This window comes from uncultured Microbacterium sp., assembly GCF_963528945.1.
Taxonomy (GTDB): Bacteria; Actinomycetota; Actinomycetes; order Actinomycetales; family Microbacteriaceae; genus Microbacterium.
In genome coordinates, this window is the sequence record NZ_CAURWX010000001.1 from 1,078,726 (window position 1) to 1,101,875 (window position 23,150).

At 68.9% G+C, this 23,150-nt stretch carries 26 protein-coding genes; 11 read left to right on the forward strand and 15 right to left on the reverse strand.

Annotated elements, in window-relative coordinates; genetic code table 11:
- Positions 1 to 47: 47 nt before the first annotated feature.
- The 6 genes from ruvB to pdxS all read right to left on the reverse strand — a co-directional run bounded on the left by ruvB (position 48) and on the right by pdxS (position 4,646).
- Positions 48 to 1,073 (reverse strand): Holliday junction branch migration DNA helicase RuvB, encoded by a 1,026-nt coding sequence (gene ruvB, locus RWS82_RS05050; RefSeq protein WP_314647529.1) that lies wholly within the window; start codon positions 1,071 to 1,073, stop codon positions 48 to 50.
- Positions 1,066 to 1,668: a Holliday junction branch migration protein RuvA gene (gene ruvA / locus RWS82_RS05055; protein WP_314647530.1), complete on the reverse strand. Its 603-nt coding sequence runs from the start codon at positions 1,666 to 1,668 to the stop codon at positions 1,066 to 1,068. The genes ruvB and ruvA overlap by 8 nt, the downstream gene beginning before the upstream one ends.
- 9 nt (positions 1,669 to 1,677) lie before the next feature.
- Entirely contained in the window at positions 1,678 to 2,262 is a 585-nt protein-coding gene (ruvC, locus tag RWS82_RS05060) for a crossover junction endodeoxyribonuclease RuvC (RefSeq protein ID WP_314647531.1), read from the reverse strand.
- A gap of 45 nt (positions 2,263 to 2,307) precedes the next feature.
- On the reverse strand, positions 2,308 to 3,069 hold the full coding sequence (locus RWS82_RS05065; protein ID WP_314647533.1) for a YebC/PmpR family DNA-binding transcriptional regulator: 762 nt from the start codon (positions 3,067 to 3,069) through the stop codon (positions 2,308 to 2,310).
- An 88-nt stretch (positions 3,070 to 3,157) separates the two neighbouring features.
- On the reverse strand, positions 3,158 to 3,760 hold the full coding sequence (gene pdxT, locus RWS82_RS05070) for a pyridoxal 5'-phosphate synthase glutaminase subunit PdxT (protein ID WP_314647534.1): 603 nt from the start codon (positions 3,758 to 3,760) through the stop codon (positions 3,158 to 3,160).
- On the reverse strand, positions 3,750 to 4,646 hold the full coding sequence (gene pdxS, locus RWS82_RS05075) for a pyridoxal 5'-phosphate synthase lyase subunit PdxS (RefSeq protein WP_314647536.1): 897 nt from the start codon (positions 4,644 to 4,646) through the stop codon (positions 3,750 to 3,752). Before pdxS ends, pdxT begins: the two co-directional genes overlap by 11 nt.
- Before the next feature lie 90 nt (positions 4,647 to 4,736).
- On the opposite strand from pdxS, the gene RWS82_RS05080 reads away from it, so the two are divergent.
- Both RWS82_RS05080 and pdxY read left to right on the forward strand, forming a co-directional pair.
- Positions 4,737 to 6,044: an aminotransferase class I/II-fold pyridoxal phosphate-dependent enzyme gene (locus RWS82_RS05080; protein WP_314648197.1), complete on the forward strand. Its 1,308-nt coding sequence runs from the start codon at positions 4,737 to 4,739 to the stop codon at positions 6,042 to 6,044.
- Positions 6,045 to 6,090: 46 nt separating this feature from the next.
- Positions 6,091 to 6,942 (forward strand): pyridoxal kinase PdxY, encoded by an 852-nt coding sequence (pdxY, locus tag RWS82_RS05085; protein ID WP_314647538.1) that lies wholly within the window; start codon positions 6,091 to 6,093, stop codon positions 6,940 to 6,942.
- Positions 6,943 to 6,966: 24 nt separating this feature from the next.
- Here the strand turns inward: pdxY and RWS82_RS05090 are convergent, their stop codons facing one another.
- The 3 genes from RWS82_RS05090 to RWS82_RS05100 all read right to left on the reverse strand — a co-directional run bounded on the left by RWS82_RS05090 (position 6,967) and on the right by RWS82_RS05100 (position 9,937).
- Entirely contained in the window at positions 6,967 to 7,521 is a 555-nt protein-coding gene (locus tag RWS82_RS05090; protein WP_314647539.1) for an HIT domain-containing protein, read from the reverse strand.
- Positions 7,518 to 9,443 (reverse strand): threonine--tRNA ligase, encoded by a 1,926-nt coding sequence (thrS, locus tag RWS82_RS05095; protein ID WP_314648199.1) that lies wholly within the window; start codon positions 9,441 to 9,443, stop codon positions 7,518 to 7,520. The genes RWS82_RS05090 and thrS overlap by 4 nt, the downstream gene beginning before the upstream one ends.
- 134 nt (positions 9,444 to 9,577) lie before the next feature.
- Positions 9,578 to 9,937, reverse strand: coding sequence for a YnfA family protein (locus RWS82_RS05100; RefSeq protein WP_314647542.1), 360 nt, complete (start codon positions 9,935 to 9,937; stop codon positions 9,578 to 9,580).
- Between the two features lie 44 nt (positions 9,938 to 9,981).
- On the opposite strand from RWS82_RS05100, the gene RWS82_RS05105 reads away from it, so the two are divergent.
- The 3 genes from RWS82_RS05105 (at position 9,982) to RWS82_RS05115 (ending at position 13,079) form a co-directional block, all read left to right on the forward strand.
- Complete coding sequence (locus RWS82_RS05105; RefSeq protein ID WP_314647544.1) at positions 9,982 to 10,386, forward strand: hypothetical protein; 405 nt, start codon at positions 9,982 to 9,984, stop codon at positions 10,384 to 10,386.
- 38 nt (positions 10,387 to 10,424) lie between these two features.
- On the forward strand, positions 10,425 to 11,768 hold the full coding sequence (locus tag RWS82_RS05110) for a deoxyribodipyrimidine photo-lyase (protein WP_314647547.1): 1,344 nt from the start codon (positions 10,425 to 10,427) through the stop codon (positions 11,766 to 11,768).
- A gap of 204 nt (positions 11,769 to 11,972) precedes the next feature.
- Positions 11,973 to 13,079: an aminotransferase class I/II-fold pyridoxal phosphate-dependent enzyme gene (locus RWS82_RS05115; protein WP_314647549.1), complete on the forward strand. Its 1,107-nt coding sequence runs from the start codon at positions 11,973 to 11,975 to the stop codon at positions 13,077 to 13,079.
- 27 nt (positions 13,080 to 13,106) lie between these two features.
- Here the strand turns inward: RWS82_RS05115 and RWS82_RS05120 are convergent, their stop codons facing one another.
- Together RWS82_RS05120 and RWS82_RS05125 are read right to left on the reverse strand one after the other, a co-directional pair.
- Entirely contained in the window at positions 13,107 to 13,859 is a 753-nt protein-coding gene (locus RWS82_RS05120; protein WP_314647551.1) for an MBL fold metallo-hydrolase, read from the reverse strand.
- The gene (locus RWS82_RS05125; RefSeq protein WP_314647552.1) at positions 13,856 to 14,359 is read right to left on the reverse strand and encodes a DUF6098 family protein; all 504 of its coding nucleotides are present in this window, start codon (positions 14,357 to 14,359) and stop codon (positions 13,856 to 13,858) included. The genes RWS82_RS05120 and RWS82_RS05125 overlap by 4 nt, the downstream gene beginning before the upstream one ends.
- A 205-nt stretch (positions 14,360 to 14,564) precedes the next feature.
- On the opposite strand from RWS82_RS05125, the gene RWS82_RS05130 reads away from it, so the two are divergent.
- The 5 genes from RWS82_RS05130 to RWS82_RS05150 all read left to right on the forward strand — a co-directional run bounded on the left by RWS82_RS05130 (position 14,565) and on the right by RWS82_RS05150 (position 19,413).
- The gene (locus tag RWS82_RS05130) at positions 14,565 to 15,041 is read left to right on the forward strand and encodes a DUF4383 domain-containing protein (protein WP_314647554.1); all 477 of its coding nucleotides are present in this window, start codon (positions 14,565 to 14,567) and stop codon (positions 15,039 to 15,041) included.
- 25 nt (positions 15,042 to 15,066) lie between these two features.
- The gene (locus RWS82_RS05135; protein ID WP_314647555.1) at positions 15,067 to 16,215 is read left to right on the forward strand and encodes a zinc-dependent alcohol dehydrogenase; all 1,149 of its coding nucleotides are present in this window, start codon (positions 15,067 to 15,069) and stop codon (positions 16,213 to 16,215) included.
- A 2-nt stretch (positions 16,216 to 16,217) separates the two neighbouring features.
- Positions 16,218 to 16,778 carry a hypothetical protein gene (locus tag RWS82_RS05140; protein WP_314647557.1) on the forward strand — a complete coding sequence of 187 codons (561 nt, stop codon included), beginning with the start codon at positions 16,218 to 16,220 and terminating at the stop codon, positions 16,776 to 16,778.
- 121 nt (positions 16,779 to 16,899) lie between these two features.
- On the forward strand, positions 16,900 to 17,850 hold the full coding sequence (locus RWS82_RS05145; protein WP_314647559.1) for an intradiol ring-cleavage dioxygenase: 951 nt from the start codon (positions 16,900 to 16,902) through the stop codon (positions 17,848 to 17,850).
- 249 nt (positions 17,851 to 18,099) lie between these two features.
- Positions 18,100 to 19,413: a site-specific integrase gene (locus RWS82_RS05150; RefSeq protein ID WP_314647562.1), complete on the forward strand. Its 1,314-nt coding sequence runs from the start codon at positions 18,100 to 18,102 to the stop codon at positions 19,411 to 19,413.
- Here RWS82_RS05150 and RWS82_RS05155 read toward each other — a convergent pair.
- The gene (locus RWS82_RS05155; protein ID WP_314647564.1) at positions 19,410 to 19,982 is read right to left on the reverse strand and encodes a recombinase family protein; all 573 of its coding nucleotides are present in this window, start codon (positions 19,980 to 19,982) and stop codon (positions 19,410 to 19,412) included. The genes RWS82_RS05150 and RWS82_RS05155 overlap by 4 nt on opposite strands.
- A 205-nt stretch (positions 19,983 to 20,187) precedes the next feature.
- Here RWS82_RS05155 and RWS82_RS05160 point away from each other — a divergent pair, with 205 nt between their 5' ends.
- Positions 20,188 to 20,646, forward strand: coding sequence for a hypothetical protein (locus tag RWS82_RS05160; RefSeq protein WP_314647566.1), 459 nt, complete (start codon positions 20,188 to 20,190; stop codon positions 20,644 to 20,646).
- Positions 20,647 to 20,735: 89 nt separating this feature from the next.
- Here the strand turns inward: RWS82_RS05160 and RWS82_RS05165 are convergent, their stop codons facing one another.
- From RWS82_RS05165 to RWS82_RS05175, 3 genes are all read right to left on the reverse strand, one after another.
- Complete coding sequence (locus RWS82_RS05165) at positions 20,736 to 21,449, reverse strand: hypothetical protein (protein WP_314647567.1); 714 nt, start codon at positions 21,447 to 21,449, stop codon at positions 20,736 to 20,738.
- A 30-nt stretch (positions 21,450 to 21,479) separates the two neighbouring features.
- Complete coding sequence (locus tag RWS82_RS05170) at positions 21,480 to 21,929, reverse strand: hypothetical protein (protein WP_314647569.1); 450 nt, start codon at positions 21,927 to 21,929, stop codon at positions 21,480 to 21,482.
- A gap of 110 nt (positions 21,930 to 22,039) precedes the next feature.
- Positions 22,040 to 22,972: a hypothetical protein gene (locus tag RWS82_RS05175; protein WP_314647571.1), complete on the reverse strand. Its 933-nt coding sequence runs from the start codon at positions 22,970 to 22,972 to the stop codon at positions 22,040 to 22,042.
- Between the last annotated feature and the right edge of the window lie 178 nt (positions 22,973 to 23,150).

Here is a 23,150-nt window from a genome sequence, read left to right on the forward strand (position 1 = left end):
ACGCACCATTCGTTGGGCGCACAGAAGTTCGGGGAAGTCTTCAGCGATTATAGGTCATGCAGACGCAGCGCCCCGTCGGGGTGCGGCACCCCGAGATGCTCGTATGCTTCGGGCATCGCGACCCTGCCGCGCGGCGTGCGGCCGAGGAACCCGATGCGCACGAGGTAGGGCTCGACGACGCTCTCGACCGTCTCGGCCTCCTCGCCGACCGCGACCGCGAGCGTGCTGAGTCCGACGGGGCCGCCGCGGAACCGGCGGACCAGGGCCTCGAGGACCGCGCGGTCGAGACGGTCGAGCCCGATCGGGTCGACGTCGTAGAGATCGAGTGCGGCGCGGACCCCGTCGAGCGACGCCTCTCCCCCGCCGTGCACGAGCGCGTAATCGCGGACCCGGCGCAGCAGCCGGTTCGCGATACGCGGCGTCCCGCGGGACCGCCGAGCGATCTCGGCGAGCGAGTCGGAGGGCAGATCGACGCCGAGCACCGAGGCGGATCGCGCGATGACCCGTTCGAGTTCGGCCTCTTCGTAGAACTCGAGGTGGCCCGTGAAGCCGAAGCGGTCGCGCAACGGGTTCGGCAGCAGCCCGGAGCGCGTCGTCGCGCCCACGAGGGTGAACGGCGCGAGATCGAGCGGGATGCTCGTGGCGCCCGCGCCTTTGCCGACCATGATGTCGATGCGGAAGTCCTCCATGGCGAGGTAGAGCATCTCCTCGGCGGAGCGGGCCATGCGGTGGATCTCGTCGATGAAGAGCACCTCGCCGGGGACGAGGCTCGACAGCAGCGCTGCGAGGTCGCCGGCGTGCTGGATCGCCGGTCCGCTCGACAACCGCAGCGGCCGCTCGCTCTCATGCGCGACGATCATCGCGAGCGTGGTCTTGCCGAGTCCCGGCGGGCCGGCGAGCAGGATGTGGTCGGCCGTTCGGCCCTGGATGCGCGCGGCTTCGAGCAGCAGTTGGAGCTGTCCGCGCACCTTCTGCTGACCGACGAACTCGTCGAGGCTGGTCGGCCGGAGCGCCCCCTCGATCGCGAGCTCGGCCTCGTCGACGGGCTCCCGGGCGTCGAGGGCGTCAGACACGCGCCGGTCCCAGCAGCGCGAGCGTGCGACGCAGCAGCGGGGCGACGGCGGCGCGCTCGGCATCGGTCGCGTCGGCGGCGGTCTGCGCGGCCGCCTCGGCGGCGACCTTCTCGGACCACCCCAGCCCGACGAGCGCCGCGGCGACCTGATCGACGACCGTCGCCGCCGCGGTGGGCGTCGTCGCGGCGGGAGCGGTGGCGTGCACCTTGCCGGCGAGCTGCACGACGATGAGCTTGGCCGTCTTGGGTCCGATGCCCGACACACGACGGAACGGGGCGTCGTCCTCGGCGGTGACGGCCTCGGCGATCTGGTCGACGGTCAGGTGCGAGAGCACGCCGAGGGCGGATTTGGGGCCGACACCGGTGACGCTGATGAGGAGACCGAAGATCTCCAGCTCGTCGCGTTCGGCGAACCCGTACAGCGAGAGGGCGTCCTCCCGGACCACGAGGTTCGTGTGCAACCGCAGCTGCGAGCCGATCGTCGCGGTGTGCGCGACGTCCGACGGAACGGCGACCGAGAAACCGACGCCGCCCACCTCCAGGACGACCTGGTCCGCGGTCGCATGCAGAACGACACCGTGCAACGAGGAGATCATCCCCTCAGCCTAGGCCCCGCGTCGTACGTATGTTCGAGCGACACGCTCGGCGTCGGCCCACGCCTTCTGCGCCGGCGTCTGCGCCGTCGCGGCGGCGCCGCCGGCGCCCCCGCGGCGCCAGGCATGGCAGAGGGCGATGGCGAGGGCATCCGCCGCGTCGGGCGGCTGCGGCAGGGCGTCGAGACGCAGGATGCGCGCGATCATCGTCTGCACCTGGCGCTTGTCCGCGGCCCCGTACCCCGTGACCGCCGCCTTCACCTCGCTGGGAGTGTGCGTGGCCGCGGGCAGCCCCGCCTCCGCCGCGAGCAGAAGCGCCACGCCGCTGGCCTGCGCGGTACCCATCACGGTGTGACTGTTCTGCTGGGCGAACACGCGCTCGACCGCGACCGCCTCGGGGCGGTGCTCGGCGATTACACGACGGATCCCGGCCGCGACGATGGCCAGTCGCTCGTGGATGGGAGCATCCGGTGAGGAACGGATGACGTCTACGTGCACCAGCGACCCCCGCCGCGCGCGGTCGACATCGACGATGCCGACTCCGCACCGCGTGAGCCCGGGGTCGATGCCCAGCACACGCAGCGAGGAGGAGGTCACGTCACCAGGCTAAGCGGCCGCGACCGCCCCGACGCGGTGACGCGCCTAGGCGTCGTCGTTCTCGAGCTCGGCCTGAACCTCGGGGGTCAGGTCGAAATTGCTGAAGACGTTCTGCACGTCCTCGCTGTCTTCCAGCGCGTCGATGAGGCGGAACACCTTCCGGGCGGTGTCGGCGTCGATCTCGACCTTGAGGTTGGGAACGAACTCGACGTCGGCGGACTCGTAGTCGATGCCCGCGTCCTGCAGGGCCGATCGCACGGTGACGAGGTCGGAGGCCTCGGTGAGGACCTCGAAGCCCTCGGCGTGCGGCTCGATCTCCTCGGCCCCCGCCTCGAGCGCTGCCATCATCACGTCGTCTTCGGTCGTCCCCTCGGAGCCGACGACGATGACGCCCTTGCGGGAGAAGTTGTACGCCACGCTCCCCGGGTCGGCGAGGGTGCCGCCGTTACGGCTGAGCGCGGTCCGCACCTCGGCCGCCGCGCGGTTCTTGTTGTCGGTGAGGCACTCGATCATGAGGGCGACCCCGTTGGGTCCGTAGCCTTCGTACATGATCGAGGTGTACTCGACGGCCTCGCCGCCGATGCCGGCCCCGCGCTTGATCGCGCGGTCGATGTTGTCCTTCGGAACGGAGGTCTTCTTCGCCTTGAGGACGGCGTCGTAGAGCGTCGGGTTACCGGACAGATCGGCGCCGCCGAGCTTGGCCGCGACCTCGATGTTCTTGATGAGCTTCGCCCACGACTTCGCACGGCGCGCGTCGATGACGGCCTTCTTGTGCTTCGTGGTCGCCCATTTGGAATGCCCGGACATAACTCTCCGCTCGTCGTCTCGCGCCGGATCGCGCCCAGCGCGTCGTCCATCCTATCGAATCATCGCCTCGGCCCGACGTCGCGACCGCTCACGCGACGGCTCCGGCGGAGGCGCGCGCGAGGAAGCGCTCGTGGAATCGCGTCTCCCCCGTGATCTCCGGATGGAAGCTCAGCCCCATCAGAGCGCCCTGTTCGACCCCGACGACGCGACCGTCCGGAAGCGCGGCCAGAACCTCGGCCCTTGGCCCGACCTCGTCGACGATCGGCCCCCGGATGAAGGCTGCACGGATGGCCGGCGCACCCAGCGGCGCGACGTCGAGCTCCCCCTCGAACGACTCCGCCTGACGACCGAAGGCGTTGCGGCGCACGGTCACGTCGAGACCCCCGAAGCTCTCCTGACCGCGGATGCCGTCGCGGATGCGGTCGGCGAGCAGGATGAGACCCGCGCACGTCCCGAGCACCGGCAGCCCGTTCGCGATCGCCTCCCGGATGGGCTGCTGCAGGCCGAAGGCCCGGGAGAGCTTGTCGATCACGCTCGACTCCCCGCCGGGGAGGACCAGCCCGTCGATCTCCCGAAGATCGGTGGGGCGGCGCACGCGCGACACCCGCGCACCCAGCTCCTCCAGCACGAGCGCGTGCTCGCGCACGTCGCCCTGCAGGGCGAGGATGCCGACGCGGGGGCTACCAGCCACGTTCGGAGAGCCGGTGCGGCGCCGGGAGGTCGCTGACGTTGATGCCGACCATCGCCTCGCCGAGCCCGCGCGAGACCTCCGCGACGAGCGCGGGGTCGTCGTGGAAGGTGGTCGCCTTGACGATGGCCGCCGCCCGACGCGCCGGGTCGCCCGACTTGAAGATGCCCGAGCCCACGAAGACGCCGTCGGCGCCCAGCTGCATCATCATCGCCGCATCGGCCGGCGTCGCCACTCCCCCGGCGACGAACAGCACGACAGGCAGTTGGCCGCTCTCGGCCACCTCGGCCACGAGCTCGTACGGCGCCTGCAGCTCCTTCGCGGCGACGTAGAGCTCATCGCGGGTCATCGAGCGAAGGCGGTTGATCTCGCGGGTGATGGTGCGGATGTGCTTGGTGGCCTCCGAAACATCGCCGGTGCCCGCCTCGCCCTTCGAGCGGATCATCGCCGCACCCTCGGTGATGCGCCGCAGCGCCTCGCCCAGGTTGGTGGCGCCGCAGACGAACGGGACGGTGAAGCCGAACTTGTCGATGTGGTTCACGTAGTCGGCGGGCGAGAGCACCTCGGATTCGTCGATGTAGTCCACCCCGAGCTCCTGCAGCACCTGCGCCTCGACGAAGTGGCCGATGCGCGCCTTCGCCATGACGGGGATCGAGACCGCGTCGATGATGCTGTCGATCATGTCGGGGTCGCTCATGCGCGACACCCCGCCCTGCGCGCGGATGTCGGCCGGAACCCGCTCGAGGGCCATCACCGCGACCGCGCCGGCGTCTTCGGCGATGCGCGCCTGATCCGCGGTGACGACGTCCATGATCACGCCGCCCTTGAGCATCTCGGCGAGGCCGCGCTTCACGCGTGCGGATCCGGTGGTGGGTGCCTTGTCGTCCATGTCGTTCCTCTCGTCCCGGATCGTTGCCGGTTTTGATCTAGGCCAAACCGTACCATCGTCCCGCACGTTCTAGAATCGTGTCGAGGAATGATGACGATCGATATCACGGGCACCACCGCGGCCGACATCGCAGACAGCGTGCGCGCGCTCCGCGATCGCGGCGCGCTGCGCCCCGGCGACCCCCTGCCACCCGTGCGAGAGCTGGCCTCCTCCCTGGGCGTGAATCGCAACACGGCAGTGGCCGCCTATCGTCAGCTCGCACAGGCCGGCTTAGTCGTCTCCCGTGGTCGCGCCGGCACGACGATGGCCGGAGCGGGCGCCGTCGCCCAGGAGGGCTTCGCGTCCGACACCGTGCTGCGCGACCTCGGCACCGGGAACCCCGACCCCGCACGCATCCCCGATCCCTCCGCCGCGCTCTCCCGCATCGCGTCCCGCCCCGTGCTCTACGGCGAACCCGTCATCGATCGCGACCTCGAGCGGCGGGCGCGTGAATGGGTGTCCGCCGACCTCGCGACGTCCGACTTCCGCATCACCGTGACCAGCGGCGCCGTCGACGCCGTCGAACGCCTCCTCGCCCAGGCCCTGACCCGCGACGACGCGGTCGCTCTGGAAGACCCCTGCTTCCTCTCCAGCATCCACACCGTCCGCCTCGGCGGGTACCGCCCGGTGCCGGTGCCGGTCGACGAGGAGGGCATGACCGTCGACGGCCTGCGGGCCGCGCTCGACGCAGGCGTGCGTGCCGTGATCTGCACCCCGCGCGCGCAGAATCCGACCGGGGCGAGCCTCACCCCCGAGCGCGCCCGTGCGCTGCGGGCGCTGCTCGCGGAGCATCCGTACGTCCTCGTCATCGAAGACGACCACTTCTCGATGCTCTCGCAGCAGCCGTACGAGTCGCTCATCGCTGCCGGGCACCACCGGTTCGCGCTCGTGCGATCCGTCTCGAAGTTCCTCGGCCCCGACATGTGCCTCGCCGTCACGGCGACCGACCCCGCCACGGCCGAGCGCCTCGCCATGCGACTCAGCCCCGGCACCACCTGGGTCAGCCACCTGCTGCAGCGCCTCACGCTCGCACAGCTGACCGACGAGACGGTGGTCGCCCGGATTCGGGACACAGCAGCGCACTATGCGGCCCGCAACGACGCCGTCGCCGCACGGCTGCGCGAGGTGGGCTTCGAGGTGCGCTCCACCGACGGCCTGAGCCTGTGGGTGGGCTTCGCCCGACCGGCGCGCGACATCGCCGAGCGCCTCATGCGACGCGGGTGGCTCGCGCGAACGGGCGACGAGTTCACGCTCCACGAGCAGGCCGCGCCGTCCACTCACCTGCGCCTGACCGTCCACGATCTCTCCGACGACGACACCTCCCTCCTCGTCGACGATCTCATCGCGTGCGCGCGGTGAACCGCCGCAGGCACCCCTGAACCCTCCCGAAAGAAGGCATCCCGAGATGAAGATCCTCTCCGTCCAGTCCGCCGTCGCGTACGGCCACGTCGGCAACTCCGCCGCTGTCTTCCCGCTGCAGCGCATCGGCGTCGAGGTTCTGCCCGTCTACACGGTGAACTTCTCCAACCACACCGGGTACGGGTCGTGGCGCGGTCCGCTGATCTCGCCCGACGATGTGCGCGATGTGATCACCGGCATCGAGGAGCGCGGCGTCTTCAGCGGTATCGACGCGGTGCTGAGCGGATATCAGGGCGGCGAGGGCATCGGCGACGTGATCATCGATGCGGTTGCCCGTGTCAAGGCCGCGAACCCGCGCGCGCTGTACGCCTGCGACCCCGTGATGGGGAACGCGAAGTCGGGATGCTTCGTGGCGCCGGCCATCCCGGTGCTTCTGCGGGAGAAGGTGGTGCCGGTCGCCGACATCATCACGCCCAACCAGTTCGAGCTCGGATTCCTCACCGATACCGAGCCCGACACGCTCGAGTCGACCCTCGCGTCCGTCGACCTGGCCCGGGCCATGGGGCCGAAGACGGTGCTGGTGACGAGCGTCGAGCGTCCGGACCGCGAGGAGGGCACCATCGAGATGCTCGCCGTCGACGACGCGGGCGCATGGATCGTGCAGACGCCCCACCTGCCGATGAAGGCCAACGGCTCCGGTGACGTCACCGCTGCCCTCTTCACCGCGCACTACGTCGAGACCGGCAGCGCTCAGACCGCACTGGAGCGCACGGCCTCGAGCGTGTACGACCTGCTGCAGGCCACCCTCGACTCGGGTGAGCGCGAGCTGCAGCTCGTCGAGGCGCAGGAGTTCTACGCGCACCCGCGTATGCAGTTCACCGCCCGCCAGGTGCGCTGATCCCCGTCCTCGCGGACCCGTCGATCAGGCGGGATCCGCGGGGGCCGGCCAGGCGTTCGCCACGGCCTCCCGCACCTCGCCCAACAACTGCGGGAGCGCCTTGGTCTTGGCGATGATGGGGAAGAAGTTCGCGTCGGATCGCCACCGGGGCACGACGTGCTGGTGCAGGTGCGCATCCACGCCCGCGCCGGCGACCGCGCCCTGATTCATGCCCAGGTTGAAGCCGTCGCAGCGCGACACCTCCGCGAGCACCCGCATGGCGGTCTGCGTGAGGGCGCCGATCTCGGCGACCTCCTCGGCGGATGCCTGATCGTAGGTCGCGATGTGGCGGTACGGGCACACCAGCAGGTGGCCGGAGTTGTACGGGAACAGGTTGAGGAGGACGTACGCCGTCCTCCCCCGTGCGACGATCAGCCGCTCGGCGTCCGGATGCTTCGGCGCCTCGCAGAAGGGGCAGTCCTCCCGCAGCGGCTCCGGCCCCGCCTGGATGTACGCCATCCGGTGCGGGGTCCACAGCCGCTGGAACTCGTCGGGCACTCCGACGAAGTCGGCGGCGGGCTCCAGCGGCTGCTCGGTCATGCCAGGTCCCCGGCCTTCTGCACGAGGGTGTGCTCGGCGATCGCACGACGGATGCGCTCGACCGCGTCCGCGACCGGGATCCCGTTCTCCTGGGATCCGTCGCGGAAGCGGAACGAGACCGTCCCGGCGTTACGATCCTGCTCGCCCGCGATGAGCAGGATCGGCACCTTGCCGGTGGTGTGCGTGCGGATCTTCTTCTGCATGCGGTCGTCGGACGTGTCGAGTTCGGCGCGCACGCCCTGGTCGCGCAGGGTGCGGATGACCTCGCCCAGGTAGTCGGCGTAGTCCTCTGCGACCGGGATGCCCGCGACCTGGAGCGGCGAGAGCCACACCGGGAAGTCACCGGCGTAGTGCTCGAGCAGGATCGCGAAGAAGCGTTCGATCGAGCCGAAGAGCGCACGGTGGATCATGATGGGACGCTTCTTCTGGCCGTCCTTGTCCATGAACTCGAGGTCGAAGCGCTCCGGCAGGTTCGGGTCGACCTGCACGGTCGAGAGCTGCCAGGTGCGGCCGATCGCATCGCGCGTCTTGAGGTCGATCTTGGGACCGTAGAACGCCGCCTCTCCCGGCACCTCGGTGAGCTTGAGACCGGAGGCGACCGCCACCCGGCGGAGGGCGTCGGTCGACGTCTCCCAGAACTCGTCCGAACCGATCCACTTCGACTTCTCGTCGTCCTTCATCGACAGTTCGAGCTCGAAGTCGGTGAGTCCGAAGTCGCGGAGCATCGAGAGGATGAAGTCGAGCACCTTCGCGACCTCGCCCTCGAGCTGATCCGGGGTGACGAAGAGGTGCGAGTCGTCCTGGGTGAATCCGCGCACCCGGGTGAGGCCGTGCAGGGCCCCGGAGAGCTCATTGCGGTAGACGGTGCCGTTCTCGGCGAACCGCAGCGGCAGGTCGCGGTAGCTGCGCGCCCGCTCCTTGTAGATGAGGATGTGCATCGGGCAGTTCATGGGCTTCAGGTAGTAGTCCTGGCCCTGCTTGGTGACGTTGCCGTCGGCGTCGCGCTCCTCGTCCATGACGATGGGAGGGAACATGCCCTCTTTGTAGGTCACGAGGTGGTTCGAGGTGAGGAAGAGATCTTCCTTCGAGATGTGCGGCGTGTACACGTAGGTGTAGCCGCCCTCGATGTGGCGCTTGCGGGCGTGCTGCTCCATCTCGCCGCGGATCATGCCGCCGCGGGGATGCCAGACCGAGAGGCCGGAGCCGATCTCCTCCGGGAACGAGAAGAGGTCGAGCTCCTTGCCGAGGCGGCGGTGGTCGCGCTTGGCGGCCTCCTCGAGACGGTGCTGGTAGGCGCGCAGCTCGTCCTTCGACGGCCAGGCCGTGCCGTAGATGCGCTGCAGCTGCGGGTTCTTCTCGCTGCCGCGCCAGTACGCCGCCGCGATGCGCGTGAGATCCCACCCGTTCCCGATCATGCGGGTGTTCGGCAGGTGCGGCCCGCGGCAGAGGTCCTTCCAGACGACCTCGCCGTCGCGCGTGGTGTTGTCGTAGATGGTGAGCTCGCCCTCGCCGACCTCGACCGAGGCGCCCTCGGCGGCCTCCTTGCCGCCCTTGAGGCCGATGAGCTCGAGCTTGAAGGGCTCGTTCGCCAGCTCCGCCCTGGCCTCGTCGTCGGTGACCACGCGGCGCACGAAGCGCTGCCCCTCGCGGACGATGCGCTGCATCTCCTTGGCGATGGCCTTGAGGTCGTCGGGCGTGAACGGCGCGTCGACGCCGAAGTCGTAGTAGAAGCCGTCGGTGATGGGCGGGCCGATGCCGAGATTCGCCTGCGGGTTGATCCGCTGAACGGCCTGCGCGAGCACGTGCGCCGTCGAGTGGCGCAGGATGCCGAGGCCGTCGGGGCTGTCGATGGTGACCGGCTCGACCTCGTCGGCGTCGGTCACGGGGGTCGCGAGGTCCTTGAGGATGCCGTTGACGCGCATGGCGACGACGGATCGGTCAGAGAACAGGGCGAAGCCGTCTGTCGGCTGGGCGTTTTCAGGCACTGATCACTCCATCTGGGTCTCGATCTAGGCTACTCGCATGCCCGAGGGCCGCCGACCGCCCGCCGACCGCGTCAGGCTCCCGCGTCGGCGGTGGCGCTCGTCAGGGCCGGGGCGAGGATGATGATGGCGGCACCGGCCAACGCGACCGCCGAACCGATCCAATCCCAGACCGTGGGGGCGAAACCGTCGACGATGATCCCCCATGCGAGCGATCCCGCGATGAAGATGCCGCCGTACGCGGCGAGCACTCGGCCGAAGTTCGCGTCGGGTTGCAGGGCCGCGATGAACCCGTAGGCGCCGAGCGCCATCACTCCGAGCACCGCGAACAGCCAGCCCCGGTTCTCCTTCACCGCCTGCCACACGAGCCAGGCGCCGCCGATCTCCGCGATCGCGGCGAGGACGAAGAGGACGGCGATGCGGAACACGGTCATCGTGCCAGTGTGTCAGCAGACGACGCGGCGGGTAGCGTGAGCGGATGATGAGAGCAGCGGCCAGGTGGATGCTCGGGCTCGGCCTCGCCGCGATGGGCGTGCTGCATTTCGTGCAGACGCGCGGTTTCCGCCTGGTCGTTCCGGACTGGGCGACCGGCCTCACCCGCCTCGATCGCGACGCGATCGTGATCGCCTCCGGCGCGGCCGAGATCGCGCTCGGGGCCGGCCTCATCGCTCTCCCGCGCGAGCAGCGACGCATCGGCTGGGCGACCGCCGCCTTCTTCGTCGCGGTGTTCCCCGGGAACATCCACCAGTGGCGCACCCGCCGATCGGCGCCGGGGCTCGACACCGACGCGCGGCGGTTCGGTCGACTGTTCCTGCAGCCCGTGCTGGTGGGGTGGGCCCTGTGGGCGACCTCCGCGCCGGGGCGAAGTCAAGGCCGCCGCTGACATTTCCTGCGGTCCGCCGCCGGGGCCACAATGGGGCGATGGCCTCCCCCTCGATCGTGTGGTTCCGCGACGACCTCCGCCTCGCGGACAACCCCGCCCTGCGTGCCGCGATGGATCGGGGAGAGCCGATCGTCGCGCTCTTCGTACTCGACGAGGAATCCCCCGGGCTCCGCCCGTACGGGGGCGCCGCACGCTGGTGGCTGCACCACTCCCTCGCGTCCCTCCGGGAGCGCCTCGCCGAGCGCGGCGTCGACCTCGTGCTGCGTCGGGGTCCGGCCGGGCGGGTGGTGCGCGACGCCGTGACGGATGCCTCGGCCGGCGCGGTGTTCTGGAACCGCCGCTACGCCGGAGCCGCACGCGAGATCGACGCCGCACTCAAGTCGTCGCTCCGGGAGGACGGCGTCGAGGTCGCCTCCTTCGCGGGGTCGCTTCTACACGAGCCGTGGACCGTGAAGACGGGGTCCGGCACGCACTTCTCGGTCTTCAGCCCGTTCTGGCGCGCGTGCCTGCATCTCCCTGCTCCGCGCACTCCCTTCCCGGAGCCTCGCGAACTCGACGGGCTCCGGAACGGGCCGGCCTCGGATCGACTCGATGACTGGCACCTTCTTCCCACGGCGCCCGACTGGGCGGGAGGACTCCGCGAGGCGTGGGAGCCGGGTGAGCCCGCGGCGCGTCGCCGCCTGCGCGCCTTCCTGTCGGACGACGTGCCGACCTACGACCGCGCCAGGGACGAGCCGTCCGCCGGGGCGACGTCGCTGCTCTCGCCGCGCCTGCGGTGGGGCGAGCTGAGCCCGTTCACGGTCTGGCACGAGGCGACCGGAACCGAGGGCTCGTCGGGCTTCCTCTCGGAGTTGGGCTGGCGGGAGTTCGCCTGGCACACGCTGTTCCACTTTCCCTACCTCGCGACGAAGAACCTCCGGTCGGAGTTCGACGCCTTCCCCTGGCCGCGTCTCCAGCCGTCGCACCTCCGCGCCTGGCAGCGCGGGGAGACGGGCATCCCGCTGGTCGACGCGGGGATGCGCGAACTGTGGCACACGGGCTACATGCACAACCGTGTGCGCATGGTGACCGCGTCGTTCCTCATCAAGAACCTCCTCATCGACTGGCGCCGGGGCGAGGAATGGTTCTGGGACACGCTCGTCGACGCGGATGACGCGAACAACCCGTTCAACTGGCAGTGGGTCGCGGGGTCCGGGGCGGATGCAGCGCCCTATTTCCGCATCTTCAACCCGGAGTTGCAGGCGAAGAAGTTCGATCCGCACGGGCTGTACATCTCGCAGTGGGCGTCGGATGCGCCTCGGGAGCCGATCGTCGACCTGAAGTCGACGCGTGCGGCGGCGCTCGGCGCCTACGACGCGGTCAAACGCGCGCCTCGCGTCTGAGCATCCCGTCCACCGCCCGCACCGACACCCCCGCACCGACACCGCCCGCACCGTCCCCGCCCGCACCGGCAGCGCCCCGAACGAGCCGCACCGGTCCTGGTCGCAATACGATCGAGACGCCCCCCTCGTCTTCGAAAGGACTCCCCCATGCGCGCCGGCGGATTCGATGCCTTGACCGAACGCGAGCTCCGCGCGGCAGGAAGCGTGAAATGGACCGCGTTCCCCGACGTCATCGGCGCGTTCGTGGCAGAGATGGATTTCGGGGTGGCCCCCGCGATCAAGACCGCCGTCGGCGATGCGCTCGATGCCGGGCTGACCGGCTACCTGCCCGAGCATCTCGCCGCCGACCTCGCCGCCGCGACCGCGAGCTGGTACGCCGAGCATTACAGGTGGGAGGTGCCTGCCGCCCGCGTGAAGCACGTTCCCGACGTCATCGCTGCGTTCGAGTACGCCATCGAGCACCACACCGCACCGGGATCCGCCGTGATCGTGCCGACCCCCGCCTACATGCCGTTCCTGATGGTCCCGCCGATGCACGGTCGACGCGTGATCGAGGTGCCGCAGGTGGTCGTCGACGGCCGCTGGGTGCTCGACCACGACGCGGTGACCGCGGCGTTCGCCGACGGCGGGGAGATGCTCGTGCTGTGCAATCCGCACAACCCGCTCGGCACGGTCGCGACCCGCGAGGAGCTGGAACGCGTGGCCGAAACCGTCTCCGCGGCGGGCGGGCGCGTGTTCTCCGACGAGATCCACGCCCCCATCGTCTATGCGCCCGCTCGGCACATCCCGTACGCCTCGATCTCCGAGGAGGCGGCCGCGCACACCCTCACCGCGACGTCCGCGTCGAAGGCGTGGAATCTCGCGGGCCTCAAGTGCGCGCAGGTGATCCTGTCGAACGATGCGGACGCCGACCTCTGGGAGCGCGAGGGCATGTGGACCGGCCACGGAACGTCGACGGTCGGTGCCGTCTCGAACGTCGCCGCCTACCGGAACAGCGGCGGGTGGCTGGATGAGGTCGTGGAGTACCTCGACGGCAATCGGCGCGCGCTCGCCGATCTCGTCGCGAAGCACCTTCCCGATGTACGCCTGACCCTGCCGGAGGGCACCTACATCGCCCTCCTCGACTTCCGCCGGACCGGACTCACGGGTGACCTGGGCGCCTGGTTCCGCGAGCACGCCGGCGTGGCGATGACCGACGGCGCGGCCTGCGGAGAGGCCGCAGTCGGGTTCACGCGCTTCGTGTTCGCCATGCCCCGACCGCTCATCGAGCAGGCCATCCTGCGCATCGCCGAGGCACTGCGCTCTCGTTAGAACGCGACCGTCCCGGGGCGCGAGCGGTCAGTGCGCCCCGCGCCGGCGAGCCGCCGCCGTGTCGGCGCGCACCCCGTCCCGCGAGGGCTCGCCGTGCCCAGGCAGCACGAGTGACGCCTCGCTCTCATCCAGTACATCGAGCGACCGCAGCGCTTCGGCGGTGTCCGCGGTCGCCGCGCGAGCGACGATCTGCGGTCCGCGCTCGCCCGTGTACGGATCGAGGGTGACGAGCGCGTCACCGGCGATGAGGACGCCGGTCTCCTCGAAGAGGAACGCACAATGGCCGCCGGTATGGCCCGGCGTCCAGAGCGCGATGGGCATGCCGGGCGCGTCGACGGGATGCCCGTGCGAGACGCGTCCGGCGACCTCGATGCCGCGCACGCCCAAGGCACCCCGCAGAGCCATGCGCGTGATGGGCGGGATACCGCCCGGATGGGACAGCAGATAGGCGACGCGAGCCTCCTCCGGCCGGTAGCTGTAGGGATGGCGGGCGAGGTGCACGTCTCGCGGATGCACATGAGCGTCGACCCCGCGGCTCTGCAGCAGGCGCCCCATGCCGACGTGATCGAAGTGCCCGTGGGTGAGCACGAGCGCGTCGATGTCGGAGACGGTCGCCCCGAGGTGCTCGAGCACCTGGGTGAGCGCGCCGCGCGAGCCGGGAAGGCCGGCGTCGTACAACGTCAGGCCGTCGCTCGTCTGCACGAGATAGCAGTTGACGTCCGCCACCGCGATGCGGAAGACCCCGGCGGCCACTTCTGACCAGCGGCGCGACGCGGTCATCGGTCTCCTCCGTCGTCGGTCGGGCCTCGGCCCGCGTCGAACTCGCGTTCGTATCGCTCCCGCGCCTCGACGAGCAGCGACTCGTCGAGAATCGCGACCGGTTCGACCTCGGCGAGCAGCGGTTCGCAGTCAGGACCGCGTCCGCACACGCGCCCGCGCAGGATCCACGCGATCCGCTCCGGCTCGTCGTCCGCGAGGTGCTGGTACTGCGACAACTGACGCGCGAGCCAGTCCTCCAGCGGCCGCGTCCACCATTGCTCGGCGTCCAACGGGTTCACCGAGAGGCCTGGCAGTTCCAGCCCGCTCTCGGTATCGATGCTCGAACGGGTGGCGTCGGCGTCCGGTCCTTCGGAGTACCGCACATGCAGCCCGGGCCAGGCGCGCACCACGGCCGCGAGTTGCGCGAGATGCGAGACGCGGCGAAGAGCCGCGTCGGAGGTGTCGGCGCCGTCGTCCTCGACGACGGTTCGATCGTTCAGCAAGGCGTCGATGTCGTGCATGCCTCGGACGGTAGGAAGCGCAGCCATGTGCTGACACGGGGCTTGACAGGACGGGCGACGGCGCACCCGGGGCCGACGCGGGAGGCGGGGTCGAGCGACAGCGCGCGAAGATAGCGCGTCCCCCTCAACCCGTCAACGCCCTCTCAGACGATCCACAGCCCTCTCTAACGTCAGTCACTCCTGTTACCCCCACCTGGAGGCACTCATGACCGACACCGCACGACGCACCCACGGCTACGCCGCGACGCCGATCCAGAAGACCGCCCTCATCGTGGGCATCGTCTTCCTCCTCGTCGGCATCGCCGGCTTCATTCCCGGACTCACGCATTCCGCCGAGCACCTGCACGGTGCGGGCGCCGATTCCGAGGCGCACCTCCTGGGCGTCTTCCAGGTGTCGGTGCTGCACAACTTCGTGCACCTGGCGTTCGCGATCGCCGGCATCGCCCTCGCGGCACGTGCCCGCTCCTCGCGTCTGTACCTGATCATCGGCGGGCTGGCGTACCTCGTCGTCTGGCTCTACGGTCTGATCGCGGTGGGCAACGAATCGCTCAACTTCATCCCGGTGAACGACGCCGACAACTGGCTGCACCTCGGCCTCGGCATCGGCATGGTGCTCCTCGGCATCTTCGTCAGCCGGGAGCCGCGCGTCCCGGGCAACGGCAACCGTACCGCCCGCGCCTGACCGATCTGCACCGACGGAGCCGACCATGCGCGCGATGACCTACCGTGGCCCGTACAAGATCCAGGTGGCCGAGAAGGCGGAACCGCGGATCGAGCATCCGAACGACGCGATCGTCCGTGTGACGCACGCGGCCGTCTGCGGGTCCGACCTGCATCTCTTCCACGGCATGATGCCGGATACCCGGATCGGTCACACGTTCGGCCACGAGATCGTGGGCATCGTGCATGAGGTCGGCCCGTCGGTGCAGAACCTCTCGGTCGGAGACCGGGTGATGGTGCCGTTCAACATCTCCTGCGGCACCTGCTACTTCTGCAGCCGCGGCCTGCTGTCGAACTGCCACAACGTCAACCCCAACGCCACCGCCGTCGGCGGGATCTACGGCTACTCCCACACCACGGGCGGCTACGACGGCGGCCAGGCCGAGTTCGTCCGCGTCCCGTTCGCCGACGTGGGCCCATCCGTCGTGCCGGAATGGCTGTCGTCGGAGGACGCCCTGATGCTCACCGACGCGTTCTCGACGGGCTACTTCGGCGCCCAGCTCGGCGAGATCGCCGAGGGTGACACGGTCGCGGTCTTCGGCGCCGGCCCGGTTGGGCTGGCCGCGGCGCGATCCGCGTGGTTCCTGGGCGCGGGCCGGGTGATCGTCGTCGACCACCTCGACTACCGGCTCGAGAAGGCCCGCGATTTCGCGTACGCCGAGACCATGCATCTCAAAGAGGTCGGCGACATCGTCCTCGCGATGAAGCGTGCGACCGGCCACCTCGGCGCCGACGTCGCCATCGACGCGGTCGGCGCCGAGGCTGACGGCGGACTCCTGCAGCACATCACCGGCGCGAAGCTCAAACTCCAGGGCGGGTCTCCCGTCGCCGTGAACTGGGCCATCGACTCGGTGCGCAAGGGTGGCACCGTCTCGGTCATCGGGGCCTACGGCCCCCTCCCTTCCGCGGTCCGTCTCGGCGACGCGGTCAACAAGGGGCTGACGGTGCGCGCGAACCAGGCGCCGGTGAAGCGGCAGTGGCCCCGCCTGCTGGAGCACATCCGCGAGGGGCACGTGCGTCCCTCCGATCTGCTGACCCACCGGTTCCCCCTCGAACACATCGCTGAGGCGTACCACGTGTTCTCGTCGAAGCTCGACGGCTGCATCAAGCCCGTCATCACCGTCGGAGAGGACTGATCATGCCCTACCAGCCTGCAAAGCCCCTTCTCGCCCCCACCCCCGACGAGCTCCGCGCCCGCATTCCCGGCTGGGGCACCGACGCCGCGCCGGAACATCGCCGCACGTGGCAGCAGCGCGAGGACTTCGGAGACACCGGAGCGCACTGGATCGAACCCGACCGGCAGCCCGGCGGTGAGGGCAGGGAGCGGTCGATCGAGCACGGGATGCTCCCGCCGGTGTTCGGCACCGCTCAGCCCCTGCACGGGTTGTCGGGGGCGATTCGCCGCCTCGCCTACGATCGGCTGAGCGAGACCAAGAACACGCGTTGGCTGCTGCTCGTGCTCGGCGACCGCGTGGAGTCGGTCGAGGCCCACCTGCGGTCGCTCGTCACGTCCCGTCCCGACAACCCCGTCACGCAGACCGGGGTGCTGGCCGAGCCGCGGCACCGGCCGATCGCCTCCCGGTTCGGGCGAGGACGCATCGACCTGCGGCACACCTGGCTCGATCCGATCATCGTGGCAGGCCCCTGGGTCGCCGCTGTGCTCCTCGCGGTATCGACGGTGCGGGGCCGACGTCGCTGAGCGCTGTCCTCGTCTGCGGCCTGAGCGCCTCATCAGCGGCTCATAGTCGGCGCAATGAATCCTGATCGGTTCCTCGGCGATCGTAGTGCGGACACGCACCGCCTCCCGAGAGAACCCTTCCATGAGCCGCATCCCCGATCCCGACATCACACCCGAGGGCCCGTCCTACCAGGGGCGACCGCTCGATCGGCCCGACGAGGAGGTCGTCGACCAGGGTGCTCCGTTCGACATGCGCACGGTGATGAGCCGTCGAGGGGTGCTCGGGTTCGCGGGGCTCGGCATCGGAGCGATGATCCTGACGGCGTGCACAGTGGCCCCGTCCGCATCGTCCGCCTCACCGTCGACGTCCGAGGCCGGCGGCACGGGCGACGACGGCACGTCGACCAGCGGCGAGATCCCCGACGAGACGGCGGGTCCGTATCCGGCGGACGGCTCGAACGGTCCGGACATCCTCGAGAGATCGGGCATCGTACGCCGCGACATCACCCGCTCCATCGACGGCGGCGCGACGGCGACGGGAGTGCCGTTGACGATCGAGTTCCAGCTCGTCGACGTGGCGAACGGCGATGCACCGTTCGCGGGAGCAGCCCTGTATGCGTGGCACTGCACCGCTCAGGGCGAATACTCGATGTACTCCGGCGGCCTGGAGGACGTCACCTACCTGCGAGGAGTGCAGGTGGCGGATGCTCAGGGCCGGGTGTCGTTCACGTCGATCTTCCCCGGTTGCTATGCGGGACGCTGGCCCCACATCCACATCGAGGTGTATCCCGATGTGGGCTCGATCACCGACGCGACGAACGCGGTCGCGACCTCGCAGATGGCTCTGCCGCAGGCGGAGAGCGCCGGGGTCTACGCTCTCGACGGCTACGAAGGTTCGGCGCGCAATCTGGGCGCGGTGACTCTCGCGCAGGACACGGTGTTCGGCGACGATTCCGCTGCCTCGCAGCTGGCGACGATCAGCGGCGACGAGAACGCCGGGTACACCGCCGCCCTCGTCGTCCGCATCGACACGCGCACGAGTCCCGCATCGGCATCCGCCCCCTCGGGAGGCCCCGGCGGGCCGCGTGGCTGAACACCGTGAACGACGAAGCCCCCGGTGTGAACCGGGGGCTTCGTCTGGTGGTGCGCGATACTGGGATCGAACCAGTCCTCCCGCGGACTCTCGCGGTTCGCGCATGTCGCCTCGTGTCCATCAAACGACCACTTCAGCCGCGGAATGACGCCAATTCAGAGCAATTGCAGTGGTCGTTACGTGGACACCGATGGTCACACGCTACGCGAAAATTACGCGAAGGCTTCGCGTATCGGCCAGGATAGGTGCATGCCCGACGCCTCCCCCGCTCCCCGACCCCGAAAGGCCCGCACCTCGTTCGGCACCCTCGGGCAGAAGGGCGCCAAGTTCTACCCGAGCTATGTGGGACCTGACCGACAGCGCCACCGCGCACCAGCGGCGTTCGGCAAACGTTCGCAGGCGCAGGCGTGGTTGAGCGCGCAGCATGCCGCTATCCAGGCCGGCGAGTGGAGCCCACGCACCGCGCAGGAGATCGCGGGCAACTTCGTTCCCGCGCGTGATCGCCCGGTCGAGTTCAAGGCGTTCGCGGATGAGTATGTCGCCAACCGCCGCCGGAAAGGCGGCAAGCCGCTCGCCCCGCGGACCGTCGAGGGGTACCACTACGACATCGCGACCCTAGAGATGTTCCACGGCACTGACCTCCGGTACATCACTCCTGAGCAGGTTGACGCTTGGTGGGCCAGTCTGCTCGACGTCGATGAGCCGAAGGTGACGTCGGCTGCTCATGCCTACACGCTCCTCCGGGCGGTGATGAGCGCTGCCCTTGAGAAGCGGCTGATCGGCACCAACCCGGTGAACATCCCAGGCGCCGGCTCCCTGCGCACCGGTAAGAAGGTGCGCAAACCGTCGGACCTAGAAGTTGAGAGGGTGCTCGGCGGGCTCGACGCGTCCTCGCTCGCGCTGTTCACCTGCGAGGCGTGGGGGCTGCTCCGCTATGGCGAGGTGATCGAGCTTCGCCCCAAGGATTTGACCGTTCGCTACCTCGAGCGCGAGGAGGGTGTGCTCTCCCCTGAAGTGTCGATCAGCGTTACCCGGGCAGTCACGTGGGTCAAGAAGCGCGGGGCAGTCATCGGCCCGCCGAAATCCGAATCTGGCGTTCGCGATGTCGTACTGCCCGAGGCGCCATCAACCGCCCTTGTTGCGTACCTCGAAAGCGATGAGGCGCCAAAGGATTCAGATGCACTGCTGTGGCCGGCCGTCCTCGACGCGCGCGCCCACCTCCGCTACTCCGTCTACTGGCGACGGTGGGCGGATGCCGTGGAGGCGGCCGGCATCAAGTACTTCAACCCGCATGCCCTCCGCCACTATGGGGCAACGCTGCTTGCTCAGGCGGGCGCGACCACCCGTGAGCTGCAGGCCATCGCTGGCCACTCGACACCGGCCATGGCCATGCGCTACCAGCACGCCGCCGACGCGAGCCGGCAGTCTGATCTGGCCTCGCGCGCGCAGGCCGTCGCTGCCGAGAATGCAGCCAAAGCGCGCCGCATCGAGGAGCTCCGAGCCAGGCAGGCTGCCGCCGCGGCGGAGCTCGCCGCGCTCGAGGCTGAGCTCTCGAGGGGTTAGGCCGGGCGGACTCGCTTCAGCTCCCGCTGAACGGTGCCGCGGGATACCCCGAAAATCTCGCCGAGCTCCGCCTGAGTGTGCTCGCCTTCATCAGCGAGCCTGAGGAGCTGCTTGCGCTGCGCCGCGTTCAGTTTCGGAGCCTTGCCCCTGAGCCTCCCCTTCGCCTTGGCGATAGCCATGCCCTCACGGGTGCGAGCGCGAACGAGGTCCGCCTCGAACTCGGCGACCATGCCGAGGACGTTGAACATCAATCGGCCCACGGGGTCGGACGGATCGTAAACAGAGCCACCCAGGCTGAGCGCGACGCCGCGGCGAGATAGCTCATCTGCGATGTCGCGGGCGTCGGGGAGCGATCTGGCGAGACGGTCCAACTTGGTGACGGTCAAGGTGTCCCCGGTGCGGCAGGCTGCCAATGCCTGATCGAGGCCCGGTCGGTTCCGGTTCGTTCCGGTGAGTCCGTGATCGACGTAGACATCGTCGGGCGCGACCCCCAACGTGGCCAGTCCCTCTCGCTGTGCTGCGAGATCCTGAGCTGCTGTGCTGCAACGTGCGTACCCGATGAGTGCCATGGCGCTTCCATGCGCGGTGCTGCACGTTTAGGGCGCCATCACCGTGCAGATCATCGTGCGGGTCTTACGTGCACTCCCCCGACGCGAATCGACGCGCACCGCAGAACTCGACCAATGTGCACGCTGAGGGATCGGCTTACGTGCGGCGGGTTCTTCAAAAACTGGGGACAGACACCCATGGTCACCTAGCGGTAGCTTCGAACACATGGTGAATCCCTACCTATCTCTGCTAGTTGGTGCGCTGGGAGCCGCAATGATCGGCCTGCTGGGTGCATGGATTCAATCGAAACGCGAACATGCTCGGTGGGTTCGCCAACACAGGCTCGACGCGTACGTCACCTTCCTTAACGTCACCGAGAATGCAACGTCAAGACATAACCGTCCCGCGTCCGATGATGACGCTGAAGCACTCGACCAGTTCAGCGATGCGCTCAACACATTGCGAATGGTCGGTCCAGACAACGTATTCAATGCAGCCTGGGACTACTGGGGATCTCTGATGGAGTACGCCAGCGCCGGGTGGCCCAAGAAGACGCGCAGGGCCGCAGGCCTTCCGCCTGCGCCAGAGCGATCCCCTGATGAGTCCCTGGCGATCCTTCTGAAGGAACGTCAATGGTTCGTCGACGAGGCCCAAAGGGCCGTCGGCATCTCTTACAGGCGATAGCCCGTCGCCTCTCCCACGTGACCTCGGCCCACCTTGAAGTCTCCACGCCGTCGACGCCTGCTTCGACGTAACGCGCGGAGTGACGAGCGCTAGGGGGCAAAGAGGAAGCCCCAAGCGGCTCTGAGCGGCTTCGAAATGTTGTTGCGCCAGAACCGCCGTGCGCCATTGATGGTCGAGCGGGCCGCGGCGCGGAGCACACCTGATTTGTGATCCGCTTTCATATGCAGCTCGCGCCAATTGAACTCGGCGTCCAAACGCTTACGCATCAGCTGCGCCAAGCGGGCTGCATGACGAGCATGTCGAGGAACACGCTCGTTCCGGAGCCATGCTGCGACCGTATCGAACGCTGCCCACCCCATCTGCGTGTATCCGACTCGCGGCTCCGACCCGACGCTCTCCCCCTCGCGGAAGGCTGTCCCTTGGATCGAGATCCCGTCGATGAGTGCCAGAACGATACCGCGGTGCTTTCCGCGTCCGGCCATGTGCGCTGCGATGGCGACCAACGGGGTAGAAACCCGCTCCCACTCGATCTCGAAAGGCTCGCAATACTTCGCCCAGTCCTTCGGCGGATGAACGCTACGCGCGAAGTCAGTCCAGTCAAAGAAAACCATCATGAGCTTCTCGATCTCGACTCTGACGGCCCTTGTTTGCTCGTCGCGGCGCTTTGCCCGCTCGTTGACCAGCGTTATGGCCTGGGTAACGACGACTCCGAGGAGCGCGATGACCGCAACGATGATCGCAACGGTTGCGGAGTCGAGGAAGGCGCCGTCGTCGGCGTCGGTCGCGGCGGCCAGGTAGAGCATTTCGGTCTCCTCAAGCTCCATCCGTCGGAGCTAAGAGGAGACTACCTGTCGTATCGCGTGGCTCCGCCGACCCGACCGCTTAGCGACGTCATCTGCTCCGCGGCGTCGGCGCGTCACGTCGCGTCGACGAGCAGGGTCATGCTCGTCGTGCCATTGGTATCCGTCCAGGCGTCGCTTCACGCCTCGACGGAACTCAAGGATCGCCTGGACCAACTGGAGCGCTTCCTCGCGTGGGACTCCGAGAGCGCCCGGCGCCTCAGCCAGGATCACGCGCACATCCCTCTGCTGCGCCGCCCAGTCAGCGAAAGTCTCGTCGTACTCATCGCAATCGAGGTCGGTATAGCTCCACGACTCGATGGCAGCGTGAGTCGCGATGACCTGGTGCTCCGGGACGCCGCTCTGCGTCGCTACCCAGCTGGCAGCGCGGCGTCGCGCGCGGTCGCGGATGACAAGTGGCCGGAGGTCGATGGCATTGGTCATGATGGTTGCTCCTAACTGTGGGCCTGTGGACCCACTGGCGTGGGGAGGAAGTCCCTCTCCGTCTTTTCTCGTTCACCGCATACCCTGCGGCGAAGACTGGCTCGATCTGGTCAGTTGCATGGGAGCTTGGCAACCACGTCGACAGCTGCCACGGCTGCAACCAGCACCTCGGCGGCAACGTCCCGCCGCGTCTCGGCGGTCCGCGGCGCGCTGGGCTCAGCGAGCGCCAGCACCCTGCGGACCGCGCCGTCGTCGAGACGTGCGATCTTCCGCTTGAGAGTTACACGGACGCTGCGGACGCGTCCGTAGTCGACGCCGGTTGCCTCTGCAATCTCGCGCTGGCCGCTCACGGGGGTGGCCCCGTCAAGCCCGTGCTCGCATACGAGAACGGTGGCCTCGTCGCCGTTGAACCCCATCTCTAGAAGGAGCGCCCGCGCCGCGCCCTCTTCCTCGTCCGGCTCGGTCCCAGGCGCCCCCACACCCGCCGAGGTGACAGAAGGAGAAGAACCCACGAGTGCGTCCGTCCAGCCTTCGTCAGCTCCCTCCGGTGGGGTCAGGCTGGCCGCACGGCGACGTGCCTGGAGCGCCATCGCGTAGTCAGCGTCCTCGACGGACGGAAGCTCTTCGACGCCGTCAGCGGCCATCCGGGCATGGAGTTCCTCAGTGGAGCGGATGTCGAGGTACTCGCGCGAGAGCTTCTCGATGCGGAGAGCCCTGTTCAGGCCGACCGCGTAATTCAGTCGCGCGTGCGCGGCGTGCGCCGGCGCATTCTTCCCGACGATCTTCCGGACCCAGCCGCCGTAGGACTCGATGCCGCCGGAGCTCGCCACGGAGCGGGGGTGACGGGCAAGCACTTCCAGCTGGAGTGCAGCCCGCACCTCCTCGGCAACGTCCGCGTCCTTGCTCGCGAGGTGCTTGATGCCCTTCTCGCAGCGGCGGAGAACCTCACGCTCAAGGCGGCGGTGCGCGGCGCCCGAGGCGGTGTGAAATGCTCGGCTCAGGTCTACGTCGGTGACCTCGACTCCGATGGCGAGGTCCGCCACAATCTCGGCTGGGGTGGGTGTCTGCTGCTGACTAGTCGGCTCCATGCACGCCATGTGCGCGGCGCGGAGTCGGGTCTAACGGGAAATTCGAGAATTCCTCAAGATGGGAATGCTTCTCAATAACGGGTCAAAGCACACCCCGTCTGGTGAGGTTCCAGACGGGGTGTTTTCCTTCGTC

Coding starts and splice junctions, on each gene's coding strand:
- RWS82_RS05065 (WP_314647533.1), bottom strand. CDS start 3,069: ATGTCCGGGCATTCCAAATGGGCGACCACGAAGCACAAGAAGGCCGTC.
- RWS82_RS05100 (WP_314647542.1), bottom strand. CDS start 9,937: ATGACCGTGTTCCGCATCGCCGTCCTCTTCGTCCTCGCCGCGATCGCG.
- thrS (WP_314648199.1), bottom strand. CDS start 9,443: ATGCGCGTCAACGGCATCCTCAAGGACCTCGCGACCCCCGTGACCGAC.
- pdxS (WP_314647536.1), bottom strand. CDS start 4,646: ATGGACGACAAGGCACCCACCACCGGATCCGCACGCGTGAAGCGCGGC.
- RWS82_RS05160 (WP_314647566.1), top strand. CDS start 20,188: ATGGTGAATCCCTACCTATCTCTGCTAGTTGGTGCGCTGGGAGCCGCA.
- RWS82_RS05125 (WP_314647552.1), bottom strand. CDS start 14,359: ATGCACGACATCGACGCCTTGCTGAACGATCGAACCGTCGTCGAGGAC.
- RWS82_RS05170 (WP_314647569.1), bottom strand. CDS start 21,929: ATGACCAATGCCATCGACCTCCGGCCACTTGTCATCCGCGACCGCGCG.
- RWS82_RS05140 (WP_314647557.1), top strand. CDS start 16,218: ATGCCCTACCAGCCTGCAAAGCCCCTTCTCGCCCCCACCCCCGACGAG.
- RWS82_RS05150 (WP_314647562.1), top strand. CDS start 18,100: ATGCCCGACGCCTCCCCCGCTCCCCGACCCCGAAAGGCCCGCACCTCG.
- RWS82_RS05080 (WP_314648197.1), top strand. CDS start 4,737: ATGACGATCGATATCACGGGCACCACCGCGGCCGACATCGCAGACAGC.
- RWS82_RS05135 (WP_314647555.1), top strand. CDS start 15,067: ATGCGCGCGATGACCTACCGTGGCCCGTACAAGATCCAGGTGGCCGAG.
- RWS82_RS05120 (WP_314647551.1), bottom strand. CDS start 13,859: ATGACCGCGTCGCGCCGCTGGTCAGAAGTGGCCGCCGGGGTCTTCCGC.
- RWS82_RS05130 (WP_314647554.1), top strand. CDS start 14,565: ATGACCGACACCGCACGACGCACCCACGGCTACGCCGCGACGCCGATC.
- RWS82_RS05105 (WP_314647544.1), top strand. CDS start 9,982: ATGATGAGAGCAGCGGCCAGGTGGATGCTCGGGCTCGGCCTCGCCGCG.
- pdxY (WP_314647538.1), top strand. CDS start 6,091: ATGAAGATCCTCTCCGTCCAGTCCGCCGTCGCGTACGGCCACGTCGGC.
- ruvA (WP_314647530.1), bottom strand. CDS start 1,668: ATGATCTCCTCGTTGCACGGTGTCGTTCTGCATGCGACCGCGGACCAG.
- RWS82_RS05110 (WP_314647547.1), top strand. CDS start 10,425: ATGGCCTCCCCCTCGATCGTGTGGTTCCGCGACGACCTCCGCCTCGCG.
- RWS82_RS05090 (WP_314647539.1), bottom strand. CDS start 7,521: ATGACCGAGCAGCCGCTGGAGCCCGCCGCCGACTTCGTCGGAGTGCCC.
- RWS82_RS05145 (WP_314647559.1), top strand. CDS start 16,900: ATGAGCCGCATCCCCGATCCCGACATCACACCCGAGGGCCCGTCCTAC.
- RWS82_RS05165 (WP_314647567.1), bottom strand. CDS start 21,449: ATGCTCTACCTGGCCGCCGCGACCGACGCCGACGACGGCGCCTTCCTC.
- RWS82_RS05155 (WP_314647564.1), bottom strand. CDS start 19,982: ATGGCACTCATCGGGTACGCACGTTGCAGCACAGCAGCTCAGGATCTC.